The organism is Halorubrum sp. Ea1 (assembly GCF_002252965.1).
GTDB lineage: Archaea > Halobacteriota > Halobacteria > Halobacteriales > Haloferacaceae > Halorubrum.
The window spans coordinates 1-13,828 of the sequence record NZ_NHPG01000052.1 but is presented as its reverse complement, the minus strand read 5'-3'; the positions used below and the strand labels follow the sequence as shown (position 1 = coordinate 13,828).

At 63.2% G+C, this 13,828-nt stretch carries 15 protein-coding genes and 1 tRNA gene; 3 read left to right on the top strand and 13 right to left on the bottom strand.

The annotated features are described in order from the left end of the window. Positions 1-8 precede the first annotated feature (8 nt). From DJ73_RS07210 to DJ73_RS07170, 11 genes are all read right to left on the bottom strand, one after another. A complete protein-coding gene (locus tag DJ73_RS07210) occupies positions 9-1,349 on the bottom strand; it encodes an XkdF-like putative serine protease domain-containing protein (protein WP_094557668.1) in 1,341 nt (446 codons plus the stop codon). A 3-nt stretch (positions 1,350-1,352) separates the two neighbouring features. After that, a complete protein-coding gene (locus tag DJ73_RS20920; RefSeq protein WP_254921616.1) occupies positions 1,353-1,478 on the bottom strand; it encodes a hypothetical protein in 126 nt (41 codons plus the stop codon). 75 nt (positions 1,479-1,553) lie between these two features. Further along, positions 1,554-3,512 carry a phage portal protein gene (locus DJ73_RS07205; RefSeq protein ID WP_094557667.1) on the bottom strand — a complete coding sequence of 653 codons (1,959 nt, stop codon included), beginning with the start codon at positions 3,510-3,512 and terminating at the stop codon, positions 1,554-1,556. Beyond that, positions 3,509-5,101 carry a hypothetical protein gene (locus DJ73_RS07200; protein WP_217900430.1) on the bottom strand — a complete coding sequence of 531 codons (1,593 nt, stop codon included), beginning with the start codon at positions 5,099-5,101 and terminating at the stop codon, positions 3,509-3,511. The genes DJ73_RS07205 and DJ73_RS07200 overlap by 4 nt, the downstream gene beginning before the upstream one ends. Further along, positions 5,094-5,831 carry a hypothetical protein gene (locus DJ73_RS07195; protein WP_094557666.1) on the bottom strand — a complete coding sequence of 246 codons (738 nt, stop codon included), beginning with the start codon at positions 5,829-5,831 and terminating at the stop codon, positions 5,094-5,096. The genes DJ73_RS07200 and DJ73_RS07195 overlap by 8 nt, the downstream gene beginning before the upstream one ends. 97 nt (positions 5,832-5,928) lie before the next feature. Beyond that, complete coding sequence (locus DJ73_RS20235) at positions 5,929-6,090, bottom strand: hypothetical protein (protein ID WP_176451096.1); 162 nt, start codon at positions 6,088-6,090, stop codon at positions 5,929-5,931. Next, entirely contained in the window at positions 6,090-6,431 is a 342-nt protein-coding gene (locus DJ73_RS07190; protein WP_254921615.1) for a hypothetical protein, read from the bottom strand. Before DJ73_RS07190 ends, DJ73_RS20235 begins: the two co-directional genes overlap by 1 nt. 448 nt (positions 6,432-6,879) lie before the next feature. Then, positions 6,880-6,953: transfer RNA gene (locus DJ73_RS07185), tRNA-Phe, on the bottom strand. Beyond that, the gene (locus DJ73_RS07180; protein ID WP_094557664.1) at positions 6,944-7,123 is read right to left on the bottom strand and encodes a hypothetical protein; all 180 of its coding nucleotides are present in this window, start codon (positions 7,121-7,123) and stop codon (positions 6,944-6,946) included. The genes DJ73_RS07185 and DJ73_RS07180 overlap by 10 nt, the downstream gene beginning before the upstream one ends. Continuing rightward, the gene (locus DJ73_RS07175) at positions 7,120-7,692 is read right to left on the bottom strand and encodes a hypothetical protein (protein ID WP_094557663.1); all 573 of its coding nucleotides are present in this window, start codon (positions 7,690-7,692) and stop codon (positions 7,120-7,122) included. The genes DJ73_RS07180 and DJ73_RS07175 overlap by 4 nt, the downstream gene beginning before the upstream one ends. Positions 7,693-8,121: 429 nt before the next feature. Continuing rightward, complete coding sequence (locus tag DJ73_RS07170; protein ID WP_094557662.1) at positions 8,122-8,616, bottom strand: type IV pilin; 495 nt, start codon at positions 8,614-8,616, stop codon at positions 8,122-8,124. Between the two features lie 170 nt (positions 8,617-8,786). Here DJ73_RS07170 and DJ73_RS07165 point away from each other — a divergent pair, with 170 nt between their 5' ends. The 3 genes from DJ73_RS07165 (at position 8,787) to DJ73_RS07155 (ending at position 10,622) form a co-directional block, all read left to right on the top strand. Beyond that, positions 8,787-9,563 carry a hypothetical protein gene (locus tag DJ73_RS07165; protein ID WP_094557661.1) on the top strand — a complete coding sequence of 259 codons (777 nt, stop codon included), beginning with the start codon at positions 8,787-8,789 and terminating at the stop codon, positions 9,561-9,563. A gap of 205 nt (positions 9,564-9,768) precedes the next feature. Beyond that, the gene (locus tag DJ73_RS07160; RefSeq protein ID WP_094557660.1) at positions 9,769-10,050 is read left to right on the top strand and encodes a hypothetical protein; all 282 of its coding nucleotides are present in this window, start codon (positions 9,769-9,771) and stop codon (positions 10,048-10,050) included. Positions 10,051-10,352: 302 nt separating this feature from the next. Next, a complete protein-coding gene (locus tag DJ73_RS07155) occupies positions 10,353-10,622 on the top strand; it encodes a hypothetical protein (protein ID WP_141212923.1) in 270 nt (89 codons plus the stop codon). Positions 10,623-11,228: 606 nt separating this feature from the next. Here DJ73_RS07155 and DJ73_RS07145 read toward each other — a convergent pair. Continuing rightward, complete coding sequence (locus DJ73_RS07145) at positions 11,229-11,681, bottom strand: hypothetical protein (RefSeq protein ID WP_094557657.1); 453 nt, start codon at positions 11,679-11,681, stop codon at positions 11,229-11,231. A gap of 2 nt (positions 11,682-11,683) precedes the next feature. After that, positions 11,684-13,828, bottom strand: a 2,145-nt coding sequence (locus DJ73_RS07140; RefSeq protein ID WP_141212922.1) for a minichromosome maintenance protein MCM, incomplete at its 5' end; no start/stop codon positions are given.

Here is a 13,828-nt window from a genome sequence, read left to right as displayed (position 1 = left end):
TCACTCCGTTAGGACAGGGCCGCACCGAGGTCGTCGAGCCCGGACTCCTTGCCGCCCTCTCCATCGCCGCCGGCCGACCCGGACAGCTGGTCGCTGCCGACGCCGCTCTGTCGAGAGATGCTGTCGAGCCGCTCGCGCAGCTCCTTGATCTCGTCCTCGACGCCGTCGCCGGCGTCACCGTCGTCGATCCCGAGAGCGGACTTCGCCTGGCTCTTCGGGACCTCGTGCGTCTCGCCGTCGATCTCGAGCTCGACGGTCGGCTCCTCACCCTTCAGCGCTGCCGTGAGAGTCTCGACCGTCTCGGTGAGCTCCTTGATCTGTTCCGCGTTCTCCTCAGCGAGGGACTTGCCCGCGTCCCCGCCGTCGTCGCTTCCGTCGCCGCCGTTGTCGTTGCTCATGGTAGTGTCGTCGGCGGACTTCGAGCCGCCGTCATCGGCCGGCGTGTCGCCACCGGCAGCGTCCTTGTCGTCCTGTCCGTCCGCATCGTCGACGTCGTCAGCAGGCGCCTGGGCATCGCGATCAGCCCGCTCGGCCCGGGTCGTGGATCGACCGTCGGCGTCGCCGCTCACTGTGAGCAGGTCGACGAGCGTCTTCGCGGCCTCCGTGACCCGGCTCTTCGTCCCGGGCTCGTTCGATCCCTCGACCTCGATAGCACGGTTGAGGTGCTCCCACAGTCGCTCGGCGTCCTCCTCCGAGTGGCCGCGGGCCATCGCCTCCTCGATGAAGCCGTCCGGGTCACCGAGGTAGTCGCCGAGGCGCTTCTCCGCGGCGCCGGACTTCGCTGACGCCTCGAGGATCTGGGCGTCAGGGACCGCGGGGATGTCGACCGCAGACACCTCGCGGATGATCCCGTCGATGAGCTCGTATACGAGCTCGTCGCCGAGTTCGTCGGGCACCTCGACGTCGTCGAGCTCCTCCTGCTCGTACGGGCCGTTCCAGTCGACCTGGACAGCGCCGATCGAGTAGCCCGAGATGATGTCGTCCTGGATGAGCCCCCAGAGGCCGTCGTCGTTGATGGTCCACTCCTGGACCCACGCGCCGGCGTCGACGGTCTCGCCGCCGATCTCCTCGCTCTCGTCGAGGACCTCGTTCCGCTCGAGGTCCATCCAGTCGTCCGGGAAGACCGCGTGCATCACGCCGCCGCCGGCCTGGCCTGCCTCGTAGAAGGTGGCGAACTGGTCGGCGAACGACCGGAGCGTGTCCTCGCGGACGTAATCGTTCTGGAGGTCGGCCTTGTCCGGGACCATCACGATCCCGGCCGCGACCTGCTCGTCGTCCTCGTCGTCCTTGGTGACGAACTCGACGTCTTTGCGGAACGCCGTGTTTCCTGCCTGCTTCACCGAGGGCATGTGTCAGCCCTCCTCGTCGTCATCGTCGGCGGCATCCGCGTCGGCGTCCTTGGTCTTGTCGAGCTTCTGGGCACGACCGGTGCCGAGGACGCCACGCTTCTCGCCGCGCTCTGTGTTCTTGTTGCTCATGTGGTCTCGTAGAATCGCACCCGGTCGTGCCTCGCTCAGGGGAGTCGGGAGCTCCCTGGGTCATCGGCAGGCCGGCTAGATGTCGCTCGGGACGTCGTCGGGGACGTCACCGGCGTCGGGTGTCGGCCCCTCTGGCAGCCGGTCGTGGAAGTTCGTGATCTCCAGGTAGGGGTACTCCAGCCGGATGTTGTCGTAGTGGTAGCCGCCGTGGCTGCCGGCGTTCGCGAGCGCGCTCCACTCGCTCGCCGGGACGTCGACGTACACGTACAGTGACGACGCCCCCTCGTTGCGAAGGAACGACAGATACAGCTCGTTCTCCCCGAAGTCGTAGAGTCCTTCGTCGAGGTTCGAGCTCGAGAACTGCATCTGCTCGATCGGGTCCTTGGTGGTGAGGTCGCTCTTGACCGCGTCCCACTCACGCTCGCCGATCTTGTTCTCTTCCGGCGGCTCGTGGACGGCCTCCGTCTCGCCGCCACCAGCGACGTCGCCGGCGACCTCCGCCTCGAACTCCGCGAGCGTCATGTCGCCGTAGGGCTCGCCGAGCGGGTCGAGCCCGAGCTCTTCGCGCGCCTCGTCGACGGTCCCGACGCCGGCGAGCCGCATCGCCCGGACACGCTGCTCGGCCAGCTGCGCCTCTTCCTTGGGCTGGTCCGCGCCGCGGAGCTCGTACTCGATCGTCCAGTCGGTGACGCCCAGCGCCTGCTGGTGGATGACCTGGTAGAGCCACTCGGCGAACGTGTGCTGCTCCGGCTGGATGACCTCGAGCGCGAAGTCCTTGTCCTGCTGGTCGGAGTTGGAGCGGTTTGACGTCCCCGTGTTTCCGATCTTGATCGGCGGGACCTCCAGCACCTTCGCGATCTCGTGTTCGTTCTTCTCGCGGAACTGACGGAAGTCCATCTCCTCGCTGATTCCCTGCCCCATCGGTTCCAACTCGATCTCGACGTCCTCGTCGAGCTGGCTCTGGAACTTCTCGACCTCGAGGACGACCGCCCGGTGAGACTCCTCGCGAAGACCGTTGAGCATCTGCCGGAGATCCCGCTTGGACTCCTCGGAGAGCTCGCCGCCGGTCACCTTGATCACCATGCGCGGGATGGTGTCGTTGTCGAAAAAGTCGCGGTTGTAGTCCTTCGCGGCCTCGTCCGCCGAGATCGTCCGGATGGCGCTCACCCAGTCCGGGACGCCGTAGTCGTCCTCGAGGATGGACGGGTTCGGGATGAAAATGAGCTCGTTCGCCGGCGCGTTCTCGAGCCCATTGGCATCGCCGGTGGTGACGTCGCCTGTCTCCCGGTCGACGAAGATGGGCTCGCGCTCGTCACCCTCCGCATCGCGGTAGCGGACTGTGGGCTCGTCACTGGTCTCGTCGATGACGACCTCCTGTCCGCGGTACCGGTCGCCGGCCTCGCCGAAGTATCGCCGCTTGCCGTTCCGGACCTGGACGTACCCACGACTCGCGACGTCCGCGATGTCGCCGTCGACGTACCGGCCCTCCTCGGGGTGGCGCGGTTGGTCGAACCGGTTCTGTGGTCGCCGGACACGGATGGTGCGCGCCGGAACGTACGCGAGGCCAACAGGGCGGCCCTCCATGTCGGCGAGGATCTCGAGCGCGAGCCAGCCAACGCCGTGGTAGTCCTGCCGAGCGAGCTCCTTGACGCGCTCCGGCGTCGCCGGCGTCTTGGACTGGTTCGGCCCGGTCTGCCAGCGACTGTCGCGCCCTCGCCAGAAGTTACGGGCAACGGTGCGCTCGGCGTCGCTCGCCTCGTCAGCGTCGACGCCCTGCGCCGGGACGACGTCGAATCCGAAGCCGACCTCGTACCGTGACTTCTTGCGGATCCCCGTCGCGAGCGTCTCGTTGAGCTCAAGGAACGCGGCGAGCCGGTCCGGGTTGTACGGCGGGTTCACGCCAGCGTTGAGCGACTGGATGCGTCGATCGGGTATCTGCGTACTGTTCGGGCTCTTCGCGAGGTCGGCCTCGCCACCGAGCCCCTCGACGTGAACCTTCGTCTCGTGCGCGTCGTCGGTAGTGTCAGAACTCATAGGTAGCTCACTCCGCTAGAGTCGTCGTCATCGCCGTCGCCGTACTCGAACCGCCGCAGCCCCTGCTCGGCCATGTACCACGCCGCGATGAGGTCAGGGGTGTGCCCCGAGAGGCGGCCGTCATCGAGCTCGAGGGAGAGCGCCGCCTGGATCCAGTCCTCGCTCGGCTGGTGGCCGCGGTAGAACTGGATGCCGCCGTTCTCGACGAGCGTCCGCAGCCGCGGGATGCCGTTCTCCCACGAGTGCTTCTTCCCTGACGTCGAGATCCCGGTGACCTTCGCGCGGAGCTCCGGGGAGAACTCGATCGCGTCGTTGACGACGTACTGCTGCATCCCGTTGTCCTCGATGATGATGAGGGCGGGATCGTACCGGCGATCGTACTCCTGGAGTTGCGCCTTGATCGCCGACGGCGACATGCCCTGCTCGGCGTGGGCGTCCAGGAGCACGCGTTCGCCGGACCGCCGGAGCAGCTGGACGACGAACGCCGCGTCGTCGCCGGTGGGGCTCTGCGCCGGGTCATGGCCGACGACGATCGCTTCGCCACTCCCAGCGCGATACTTCCGTGGCGGCTCCCGCCCACGAATGGAACAGCCGCCGTCGTCGACGTCCAGATCGACGTCACTCGAGGAGAGGAGGTTGCCCGACGCACCCTGGATGGTGAGCGTGTACTCGCGCCAGAACAGGTGGTCGGCCATCTTCGACCGCTTGTCGGCGAGCCACTCGGGCCCCCGAGCCTTGGGCCAGAGGACCTGCATCGTCTCGCCGTCGCTCCACGGGTCCTCGACCTCCGTGTAGTACTCCGGGTCGGGCCGGCGCTCCTGCCAGTCGCCCTCGCTGCGGAACGACTGATCCCAGACGTCGAGGACCGCGGGGAACTCCCGCAGCGCGTACCCCTCGTACGTCCGGTAGTGCGACCAGATGTCGTCCGGGCGCTTCCGCGTGCCGACCATCACCGTACGCCCCTCGTCCTTGACCATCGGCTGGGCGACGCCGTCGACCCAGTTGATGATCTCCGAGGTCTCCCCGTCGCCGCGCTCCTTGATGATGTCGTCGTGGATGAGGACGTGCGCCCGGGCGCCCTCGATCGCACCGAACAGCCAGCCGGTCGTCAGCGAAGCGTCGTGATGGAACTCCTTGACCTTCTTCGAGTCCGTCTTCCGCGGCTTGTTCAGGTTGATCAGCCACGAATTCCTGTCGATGAACTTGTTGAGCTCGCGGTCGGCCTTCTCGTACGCCTGTGGCCGAGTGTTCATGCACCAGATGGCGCGGAACCCTGGCTTGTACTCGATACAGGCGACGAGGTACGCCGTGACGATCGTCGTCTTCAGCCCGTCCCGGTGACACAGCAGCGCGAGGTCGCCGTCGACGTCGGCGTCGCCGGCGAGGTGTCGCAGCCACTGACCGTGGTGTTCGGCGAGGGGGACCCAGTCGTCGGGCTCCTCAGCCATGTACCCCTGCGTGAGCTTGTTAGCGAAGTCGAGCCAGCACCCGTGTTCGAACGGGTTGTAGGCCGCTCGGATCTCCGTCCGGGAAACGTCGACCTCGGTGCGCTCGTCGACGACGTCGACGGCGTCGGCGGTGCTACTCACCAGCACCCTCCTTGAGGTCGGCCTCGCGGATGGCCTGGGCTGTCGCCTCGTCAAGCGAGAGGGTCGTGTCCAACTCGCCGTCGACGTTCATGTTGATGTCCGTCGAGTAGATGCCGAGGACGTCGCCCTTCTGCTCCTGGTACTTCGCCTGCTCGTTGCGGGCCATCGCCTGCCCCTTCGGATCGTCAACGTCGCGCTCGACGCCGACGACCGCCTGGTAAAACTGCGGGAACGTCCCGGCTCGCGCCGGCGCCGCCCCACGCCGGGCTCCGACCGGGTACTCGTCGCCGGCACGGAGGTGACGCTCGCCCTCGGTGAACATGAGGATGGTGTCCCGCTCCGTCGCCCACGCCGGCCGGTCCGAGTCCCCGGGTGGGACTTGGCGCCAGTCCGAGACCTCGAGCGGCTCCTCCTCGGCGCGCACGACCGATGTCTTCGGCGCCGCTGCCGTGATCGTCTCGTCGGTTGTGGCTTCCTGCTCCGCCTCTCGGGCCCGCTGGTACAGCTGCTCGTAGCGCTCGGCCGACTGGAGGCGGACGTCGGCGTGCTTGTTCTCGATCTGCTCGAGGATCTCCTCCTTGGGTGCCTCGTTGAGGTACCCTCGGACGGTCGATCGCGCGAACGACCCGATGCCCTCCTCCTCGAAGCGGCCTTGAATCTGCTCGACGTCGAGGTTGTCGAGATGGTGCCACTTCAGGGCGAGTGTGACACGGCGTTCGCGAGTAGACATGAGTGGTGAAGTGTTCTGCAGCGTTCAAGCAGGATTTATACTTTAAGGAGGGTCGGAAGGGGGCGGCGTCGACGTCGAGATGGCAGTCTAGTGCATGTCAGGGCACCGTACAGATCAGGCAGTCAGCGTCGTCGCACGTCTCGCGGTGGGATGTCTCCTCGTCGGCGACGCCCTCGATACACCCCCAGCACTTGTCGCGGTAGTGGCCGGCCGAGTTCTTGTTCTCGACCGGGTCACCGCACTGGTCACAGGCCGCCATCAGTCCTCCGTGTCGGACTCGGTCTGAATCTCGTTGTAGGCCTGAACGAGTGCGAGGTAGTCGCCGATCTCAAGGCCGTTGTACGCGCCGGCAACGGCGAGGGTGGCGACGGCGAGCAGTGTCGGGTCGCCGCCCCGGTACATGGCGTAGCCACCGATCCCGAAGATGCCGACGTTGACGATGATCGCCCGGAGGATCTTCAGCGTCTTCAGCATCGGTAGCTTCTCATCGTCCTCTTGGAGGGTGCTCTTGTACTCGTCGACGACGTCGTTGCGACAGTACCACGGCCGGGCAGGATGACGCGTCGTCATGAGACATCCATCAGGGGCTGGCAGTCGCATGGTCTCTCGGAGTCCAGACGGCACCCGCACTCTGAGCAGCGATTCGGTCGGTACGTCGATGGTCGGGGTGGGTCGGTTCGGGTCATCGTCCTAGTGGTAGTCGCGGAGGTCGAGCGGGTCGTCCATCTGGAGTGGAAACGGAGGGGTATGTCACTGCGTCTTGAAGGGCTGCGCCGGGGATCGAACCCGGGACGAGGTGGCGCCGTAGGGGGCTTGGGTCTCGCCGCTCCCAATAGGCGCTCTCGTCACCCGGCCACGGGCGCAGCAAGGCGGACGGACTTGTGAGGTTTGGGCGCTAGTGGACAGCAGTCAGCTCGCATGGCCGCTCACAGTCCGAACACGTAGAGGTGTCACGACGTGGGTGCCGTCCGCTCATGTGTCAGTGCACTCCCTCGGACGCTTGACCTGACCTCGCAGTGAAAAGCTACGATGCCACGCCCTCAGGAGATGGATCGACTCGGATTCGAACCGAGGCACGCGACGTCTTCAGCGTCGTGCTCTCCCAGACTGAGCTATCGATCCAGCCGCTCCACATCGGATTCTTCGACCCTGTAGGTGAGTCCGTCGACGTCGACCACTAGGAGGCCGTTCGGTCCAGAGACGTCGCCGGCGGGCTCGAAGTCGATCGCGTCGCCCTCGAGCTCGCGACCGGCGAAGTCGAACGCGACCCGGTTGTACTGCGAGGCGCTCATGCCGGGACCTCCCGCTGCGAGTTCGTTCGGTCAGCGCCGGAGCGAGTGATGGCACGACGGATGGCTGCCTCGGTCGCCTCACCGAGGCAGTCGTCGACGTGCTCGCCGTCGCGACGGCGCCGGAGTGCCTCTCGAGCGAGCGTCTCCCGGTCGACGGTGATGTCCTTTGCCTCGAGCGTGCGGATCGTGGCTTTGAGCAACTCGCGGAACTTCCCCATCGAGACCTCTCGCTCCTGGCACGGAGTCACTGAAGGCTCGTCGGCGTCGTCGAGCCAGCCGAGCGCCGTCGCGACTTTGTGTGTGTTGGTCCGGTGATCGTCCCAGTACCGGTCCCACGGCGACTCAGTCCCACAGCGGTCACAGAACGTCCCTTGCTGCTCGCCGACGGTGTCTGCGGGCCCGTAGTCGACCACGGTGTGATCACGGTGGCGCTCGTGGTGTGTCTCGTACTCCCGGCTGAGCCCAACGCGTGTCGGGCCCTGTCGCTCGACGCGGATGACTCTGTGACAGGAGTTGCACACGTCCGAGGCGTCAAGCAGGTGCTCGTGGTAGGCGGGTTGCTCAGTCATGATCTATCGACGTACAGAAAGGTCCAGGGCGACCGTCTCTCCGGCCCTGTCATACCGACCCCCGCGTGCGAGACGTGGGGTCGCCCGTCGCCGAGCTGCCGTCACCCGCGTGTTGCTTGGCCAAACGGTTATAAAGTAGGCTGAGTTCGGTAAACGAATTCGAGTTCTGTTGAAGCTCTTACTGTATTGTCGAGTTTTCCCGCGCTATCGACGGCGAAATATCGAAGCTCTCCGTGGCGGTTTCGACAACAACCTCTGATGAGTGTCGCGATTGATACCGCTTTCACTCATCTCATCGACAATATGTCTATTTAGTAGACTGGATGTGATCCCGGACGATTGTGCGGCCTCTGTAGTACACCAACTCTTGGACTCTAATATCGCATGTAAATAAAAATAAAGCCGATTACAATGAATCGCGGAACTTAGTTATACTGACCAGCCAGCGGAAGCATCAGTTGTTTCACCATTGATATCGACTAGATTCTGTATGTCTCTCTCTTCATCCAGGATAATTGAATCGCTGGGTGTGTGGATTATCTGAACCCGAATTGTGGTGTCTGTACCAGATGAGGAAGTATTCACAGTGGTACTTGCCGTGTCGCCCACAGTGAAAGCACTGTCAAATTTATCCACGTCTGTAAGATCAATCCCAGTACCCCCTGAGTTCACGTTTGTTACTCTGATTTCGAGTTCCTCTGCAGGAATACGATCTCCGCCAGCGTGCTCTAGAGTGAGCTCGCTAGAACTAGCATCGAGATTGATCTGCGCCGTCGGTTGACTGTCTCCGAGCGAGTCTCCGAGTCCGAGCACGAACGTCCCGATCACGGCGGCCAGAATCACGGTGATCGCGACCATGAGTATGACGCCTATCACGGGACTGACTCCGCGATCGTCCTTTTTGAACAGGTTGCTTGGTTTCATAGTTTGAACCCAGCTGGGGCCGAGGCGCGGTCCCGAATACTTGGGAGCGCGTCCGTCGGTCGCTGGTTGATTAAGTAGATGTTAACCGGGTATATGTACCTATTGACCCGAATCTCAGTCATGAAAATTAATCCAGTACGTTCAAACACAACACGATTAAATTACTATATATGTCCCCCACGGCCCAAGCTCTCGCCCGGACATACAGCGACCGGAAGTACACAGACCCGTGGGAGAAGGTCCTCGATTACAGACGCGTCCAGGAGTATGCGGCCAAACACCCGAAGCACGGGCGCACCCGCGTTGGCAACGCGCTCGAGCTTCCACCGGGTCGAGTTCGAGCGTGGCTCAACGACGGAATGCCCGACCCTGTTCGCGGCATCCAGACCGCGATTGACCACGGATGGCTCGATCCTGACTCCGATAGTGAAACGGCGACTGGGCTCGTCGAGCTGCTCGCGCACATCCTCGCAGGGGGGAGCATCACTGCTGCCACGTTCTCTCCCGCCGTGACAGCTGCTCGGCGCGTCGGCCTCCATACGATCCGGGAGGCGTTCGATCGCGTCGGGGTTGAGACGTCTGTTCGACACGGTGACGCCGACGGGCGAGCCACCGAGGTCGTTCCTACGACTGACGCGTCGGTTCTCGGGCGATGTCTCGTCACCATGGGAGCTCCCGCCGGCGAAAAAATCGGCCACGATCGCTTCCCCGAAGTTGTGTGGGAGGTTTCGAGTGACACCCGTCGGTCGTTTGCCCGGATCTACGTTGCTCATCGTGCGGCCGAGTTCCAACGGAAACGGACGATGGTTATCCAAGAAGACCGATCGGAAGCGTACCTGCGGGGCTTGAAACAGCTACTAACAGATGTAACGGGCGAAACGGTAAGCTTAGGAAACCGAACCGTCACAATATCGGCCGATGCGGTTCGTGCACTCGGTATCGATTAGTTGTCTTAGGTTCCGTCGAGATACTCTGAGAATAACTCAAACAGCATACTACTTGTTCAAACTGCTAAGAATTTCACGCTCTGTTGAAACTCTCAAAATCTGATAGGATCGGCGTGCGAAATATAGAGAATGAGTGAACTGTACTGACCAGTATCCACGGAATGGCATCGCCACTATTTTTAGACTCAGATTATAATTTCGATTAATGCCCTCCAACAAAGCGATAGCCGTGGCCCCGATAGCAACTGGCGTCCTTCTCGCCGGGACGGCTGTACGAGAAGTAGCACAGCACGGACTGGAACTCTGGACGACGCTGGCGCTCGCCGGTGGCCTCTCCGCGGTCGCTGTCGGCCTTGGCGTTCTGACCGGTCGTAGGTTCGACTCCGACGATGACGACCGCGACGGATACCACGACCGGACAACAGTCGCGCTCGTCGGCCTCGCACTGACGAGTCTCGCTGTCGGTGCCGGGATTGCGCTGGCGTAGACAACGCCAACCGACCCGCGTTACGTCCGATACCCGCTCAACGTCTGCTGTAGTCCGGATACGTAGTAGCGCACGCGGCCGCAGTTTCTCGATAGGTAACCTTCCCCCTCTCACCAACGCCCGATATCTCAGTGACCGGTACGAGCCCTGTACTAACCGATCAGTGAGTTCTTTGTGCTGATCGACAGGTGATAAAAAACCGATCAGATTTTGGGGACCTCAACAGACCCTATCAGGTCTAACTACAGGCTCGCCGGCATATTTATAATGATCAAATATGTAGTTTAAGCTGAGTGGTATGCATGACCACACCAATCAACGCGGAGGCGGAGTCGCACTCCCACTCGACTCACAACAACAAGACTGGTGAGACTCCGGTCTGGCCACTGTTTGAGTGTCTGGCTGGTGGTATCTCAGCTGGGGTTGTCTTTCTGCTCTTGCTTCCGATGTTGGCAGATGTCATGAGCCCGCTCGAAGCGCTAGCCCCGACAGGACTGCTCATCATATTGTTGTTCCTGTGGATGTTCTTGTGGATACTCACTGCAGTGGCCCGCGAACGGGTTATCGGCTAAACGGTCCCACTGATCGTGGTCGCTCTGCCGTGGATACGCTGTGGATACTTTTTGATCGGTAGCTTCGCACTACTCTGCGACCGACTATATCAAGCGAGAATCTATCGGAAGAATAGGATTTCAACAAAGCCGAATTTTAATGAGTTCCGATTCACTCGTCAATTCTCCACTCGGAGGTCGCTGGATTGTGATACCGCGGTGAACACGAGACGAGACCAGTGTCGCGGAGTCGGCGAAGAGCGGAGTGGACTGTTGAGCGGGGGCGCATCGTATCGTACACGAGTTGCTTGAGCGTCCGTGGCTGGCGACCGTTCCGAAGTTCCATGTAGACGAGAACGGCTGTAGGTGGGAGGTCCTCGAGTCGCCTGCGTACATCGTCGTCAAGTTCACCAACTGTGCCCTTACTCATCCAACGACCACCCTAGTATCTCGTCACATGCGTGGTTACGATGTGTTCCTGCTTGGTACCAGACCTCGTAGAGGTTTTCGAAGGTACTCATCGATGATCCTCCATGTTTTGGACGATGTCGGTCCACGGAACGACGCACGCGAGCTCGTAGCAGCGGAGCCGGCGGACAGCGTAATCATCCCAGGAGCCTTCTCCTGTCATTGGCTCGCCCCCACGACGGCGCCGCGCTGGCGACTCCACGAGAGCTCCTCGCCGTCCTCGTCGACGAGTACCGCCACGGACTCGCTATCACGCTCGGCGACAGCCTCCCGGCGCTCCGCCGGCGTCATCCTGGTCTGGGTGAGCCCCTCGCCGTCTTCTTCGAGCTCTTCTTTCCGAGCCTCAAGCGCGTCGATGACGAGATCGCGTGGCTCGCGATCGTTCTGCATCGCCAGCCAGCGCTCAACACCTATCCAGTAGTAGATGAGCTCCGTCGAGATGATCCCACGGATCCGTGCGAACATCAACTCGCCCGTTGTACCGTCACCGTCGTCGACGGTAAGCGCCTCGACGAGGAACCGAGCGGGGTTCTCCCCGAGCCGTTCGGACTCCTCGGCGTTGAGGTTCGGGATCTCGAGCGCCTGCTCGTTGTGTTGGCTCGTGGCAGGCATGGTCACGCCCTCCCGAGCCACTTGAGCGTACCATCCATCGGCTCGTACAGCGACCCGATCTCCTCCTTTATTTTCAGCAGCGTCTTCTCCGCACGCTTCCGGTCGACGCCCTCCTCTTCAGCCGCATCGAGGACATCCTCGACGGCTGCACTGTTGCCGTCGCCCTCATAACACAGCTCCTCGACGATGTCCTCCAGCAGCGTGATGCGGTCGCGCTGCGGCTTCGAAGAGCCCGACTCCCGAACGTCGGCGTCGAACTCGCCGTCTTCGTTCATCCCGAAGTCCCGCATCGACCGCATCGTCAGCGAGAGGGCAGTCTTGAAGTGGCGCTCCTCGATCGTCTCGGAGAACTCCAGCTTCGCGGCCGCCTCGGCAAGCCGAAGCTGCGCCTCCAGGTCGCGCCACGTCGCCGGGACCGGCGCGTCCTCACCCATGTGCTTCGTCTTGAATTCGGAGAACTCGTCGGCGATCCGCTGCTCGAGCTCCTCGCTCGCGATGACGGGCGACGGCTGGTCGCCGGCGAGTGCGAGCCACTTCCGGAGCAGCTCACTCCGCACCGGCGGGTCGTACTTGTCCGTCTCGCCCGGCTCGATCGTCTCGGGAGCGACATCGAGGCGCTTCTTGTGTTCGCGGCGCCCGACGATGTCCCGAGCGACCTGTTTGACGGTATCGACCTCGTCGGTCTCGGTGACGGTGAAACCGAGGTCGAACCGGGAGATGAGCGTCGAGCCGAGCTCGACCTGTTCGACGACGGGCTCGTACTTGTCGAACCGACCGTACTTCGGGTTGGCCGCGGCGATGACGCCGACGCGTGTCTGGAGCGTGGCGTTGATCCCGGCCTTCGAGACGTTGATCTTCCCGTTGGCCATCGGCTCCAGCATCGCCGACCGGACGTCCGGTGGCATGTCATCGAGCTCGTCGATGCGGACGATCCCGCCGTTCGCCTTCACGAACGCGCCCGCTTTGAGCGTCCACTCACCGTCGGAGAAGTCGTCGCGAACGGCCGAGGCGGTAATGCCGGCCTCTCGAGCGCCCTTCCCGGAGACGCCCACGGAGCGCGGAGCATTCGACTCGGCCTGATTGATGAGCGCGGACTTCCCTGTCGACGGGTCACCAACGAGGAGCATGCTGATCGAGCCGCGCTCGACACTGCCGTCCTTCCCCTCGACCCAGTCGCCGCCGACCACGGACAGCACGATCGCCCGCTTCATGTGGTCGTACTGCCCGCCGAACACGCCCGGCGCGATCGACTCGGCGGCGACATCCAGTGGCCCCCCCAGCTCGCCGTCGACGATCCTCCCGATCTCCTCACGCTCGTCGTGCGAGACCTCGACCGACGTCTGATCTGACTCCTGGACCTCGATAGCGTGGCCGTTCAGGTACGGCTCGAACGTCGACTTCTTCTCGTTGCCGCTCGTCCGCTGTTCGAGGTGGAGCCGCCCGGTGATCGTGACGCGGTCGCCGGTCGTCACCTTGCCAGCGAGGTCGTCCTCGACGTAGATGTCGATCGTCTGGCCCTTGCCGCCGGCGACCTCTGGCGGCTCCGAGAGGCGGATCTTCTGAGCGTCGATGAACTCTGACTGCTCGAAGTTGACGCGGAAGGGGCCCTGCCGCTCACACCCCTGGCACTCGTGTGGCTCCTGGAAGCCGCGGTCACCTTCAGGGATATAGGTCATCGTTCCGCAGCGCTGGCATTCGAAGGCGGCGTCAGTGATCTTTGGATGGACATCACTCGCCGCGACGATCTCGCCCTCGATGCCGATGTACGGCTTGTCGTTATGGACCTTGGTGGGGCTGAAGTGCCCGGGATAGTGCGTGTACTCGTCGGGTAGGTACGACACGCGCACGTGAGCTCGATCGAGGGACACGTCCGCTGGGAGATCGAACTGTCGCAGCGCCTCCTCGAGGTACTCCCGCATCTCGTCCGGCTTCGCGAGCACGTCCTCGGCGATCGCCCGGTCGAACTCGAACAGCTCGTCGTAGTCGACAACGAGCGACCGTTGCTCGTTCGGGTAGTGCTGGGCGAGCATCCCGACCTCGTCGCGGTATCGCTCCCGGAGGAACCGGGTCAGCGTCTCGGTTTGCGTCTCGTTCTCTTTTGGTCGGTCGTGGGTGGTGGACATCGTGCGGTCTTTTTCCCGAGAACA

Coding starts and splice junctions, on each gene's coding strand:
- DJ73_RS07180 (WP_094557664.1), bottom strand. CDS start 7,123: ATGAGCGCCTCGCAGTACAACCGGGTCGCGTTCGACTTCGCCGGTCGC.
- DJ73_RS07210 (WP_094557668.1), bottom strand. CDS start 1,349: ATGCCCTCGGTGAAGCAGGCAGGAAACACGGCGTTCCGCAAAGACGTC.
- DJ73_RS20920 (WP_254921616.1), bottom strand. CDS start 1,478: ATGAGCAACAAGAACACAGAGCGCGGCGAGAAGCGTGGCGTCCTCGGC.
- DJ73_RS07160 (WP_094557660.1), top strand. CDS start 9,769: ATGCCCTCCAACAAAGCGATAGCCGTGGCCCCGATAGCAACTGGCGTC.
- DJ73_RS07145 (WP_094557657.1), bottom strand. CDS start 11,681: ATGCCTGCCACGAGCCAACACAACGAGCAGGCGCTCGAGATCCCGAAC.
- DJ73_RS07170 (WP_094557662.1), bottom strand. CDS start 8,616: ATGAAACCAAGCAACCTGTTCAAAAAGGACGATCGCGGAGTCAGTCCC.
- DJ73_RS07175 (WP_094557663.1), bottom strand. CDS start 7,692: ATGACTGAGCAACCCGCCTACCACGAGCACCTGCTTGACGCCTCGGAC.
- DJ73_RS07195 (WP_094557666.1), bottom strand. CDS start 5,831: ATGTCTACTCGCGAACGCCGTGTCACACTCGCCCTGAAGTGGCACCAT.
- DJ73_RS07155 (WP_141212923.1), top strand. CDS start 10,353: ATGACCACACCAATCAACGCGGAGGCGGAGTCGCACTCCCACTCGACT.
- DJ73_RS07205 (WP_094557667.1), bottom strand. CDS start 3,512: ATGAGTTCTGACACTACCGACGACGCGCACGAGACGAAGGTTCACGTC.
- DJ73_RS20235 (WP_176451096.1), bottom strand. CDS start 6,090: ATGGCGGCCTGTGACCAGTGCGGTGACCCGGTCGAGAACAAGAACTCG.
- DJ73_RS07190 (WP_254921615.1), bottom strand. CDS start 6,431: ATGCGACTGCCAGCCCCTGATGGATGTCTCATGACGACGCGTCATCCT.
- DJ73_RS07165 (WP_094557661.1), top strand. CDS start 8,787: ATGTCCCCCACGGCCCAAGCTCTCGCCCGGACATACAGCGACCGGAAG.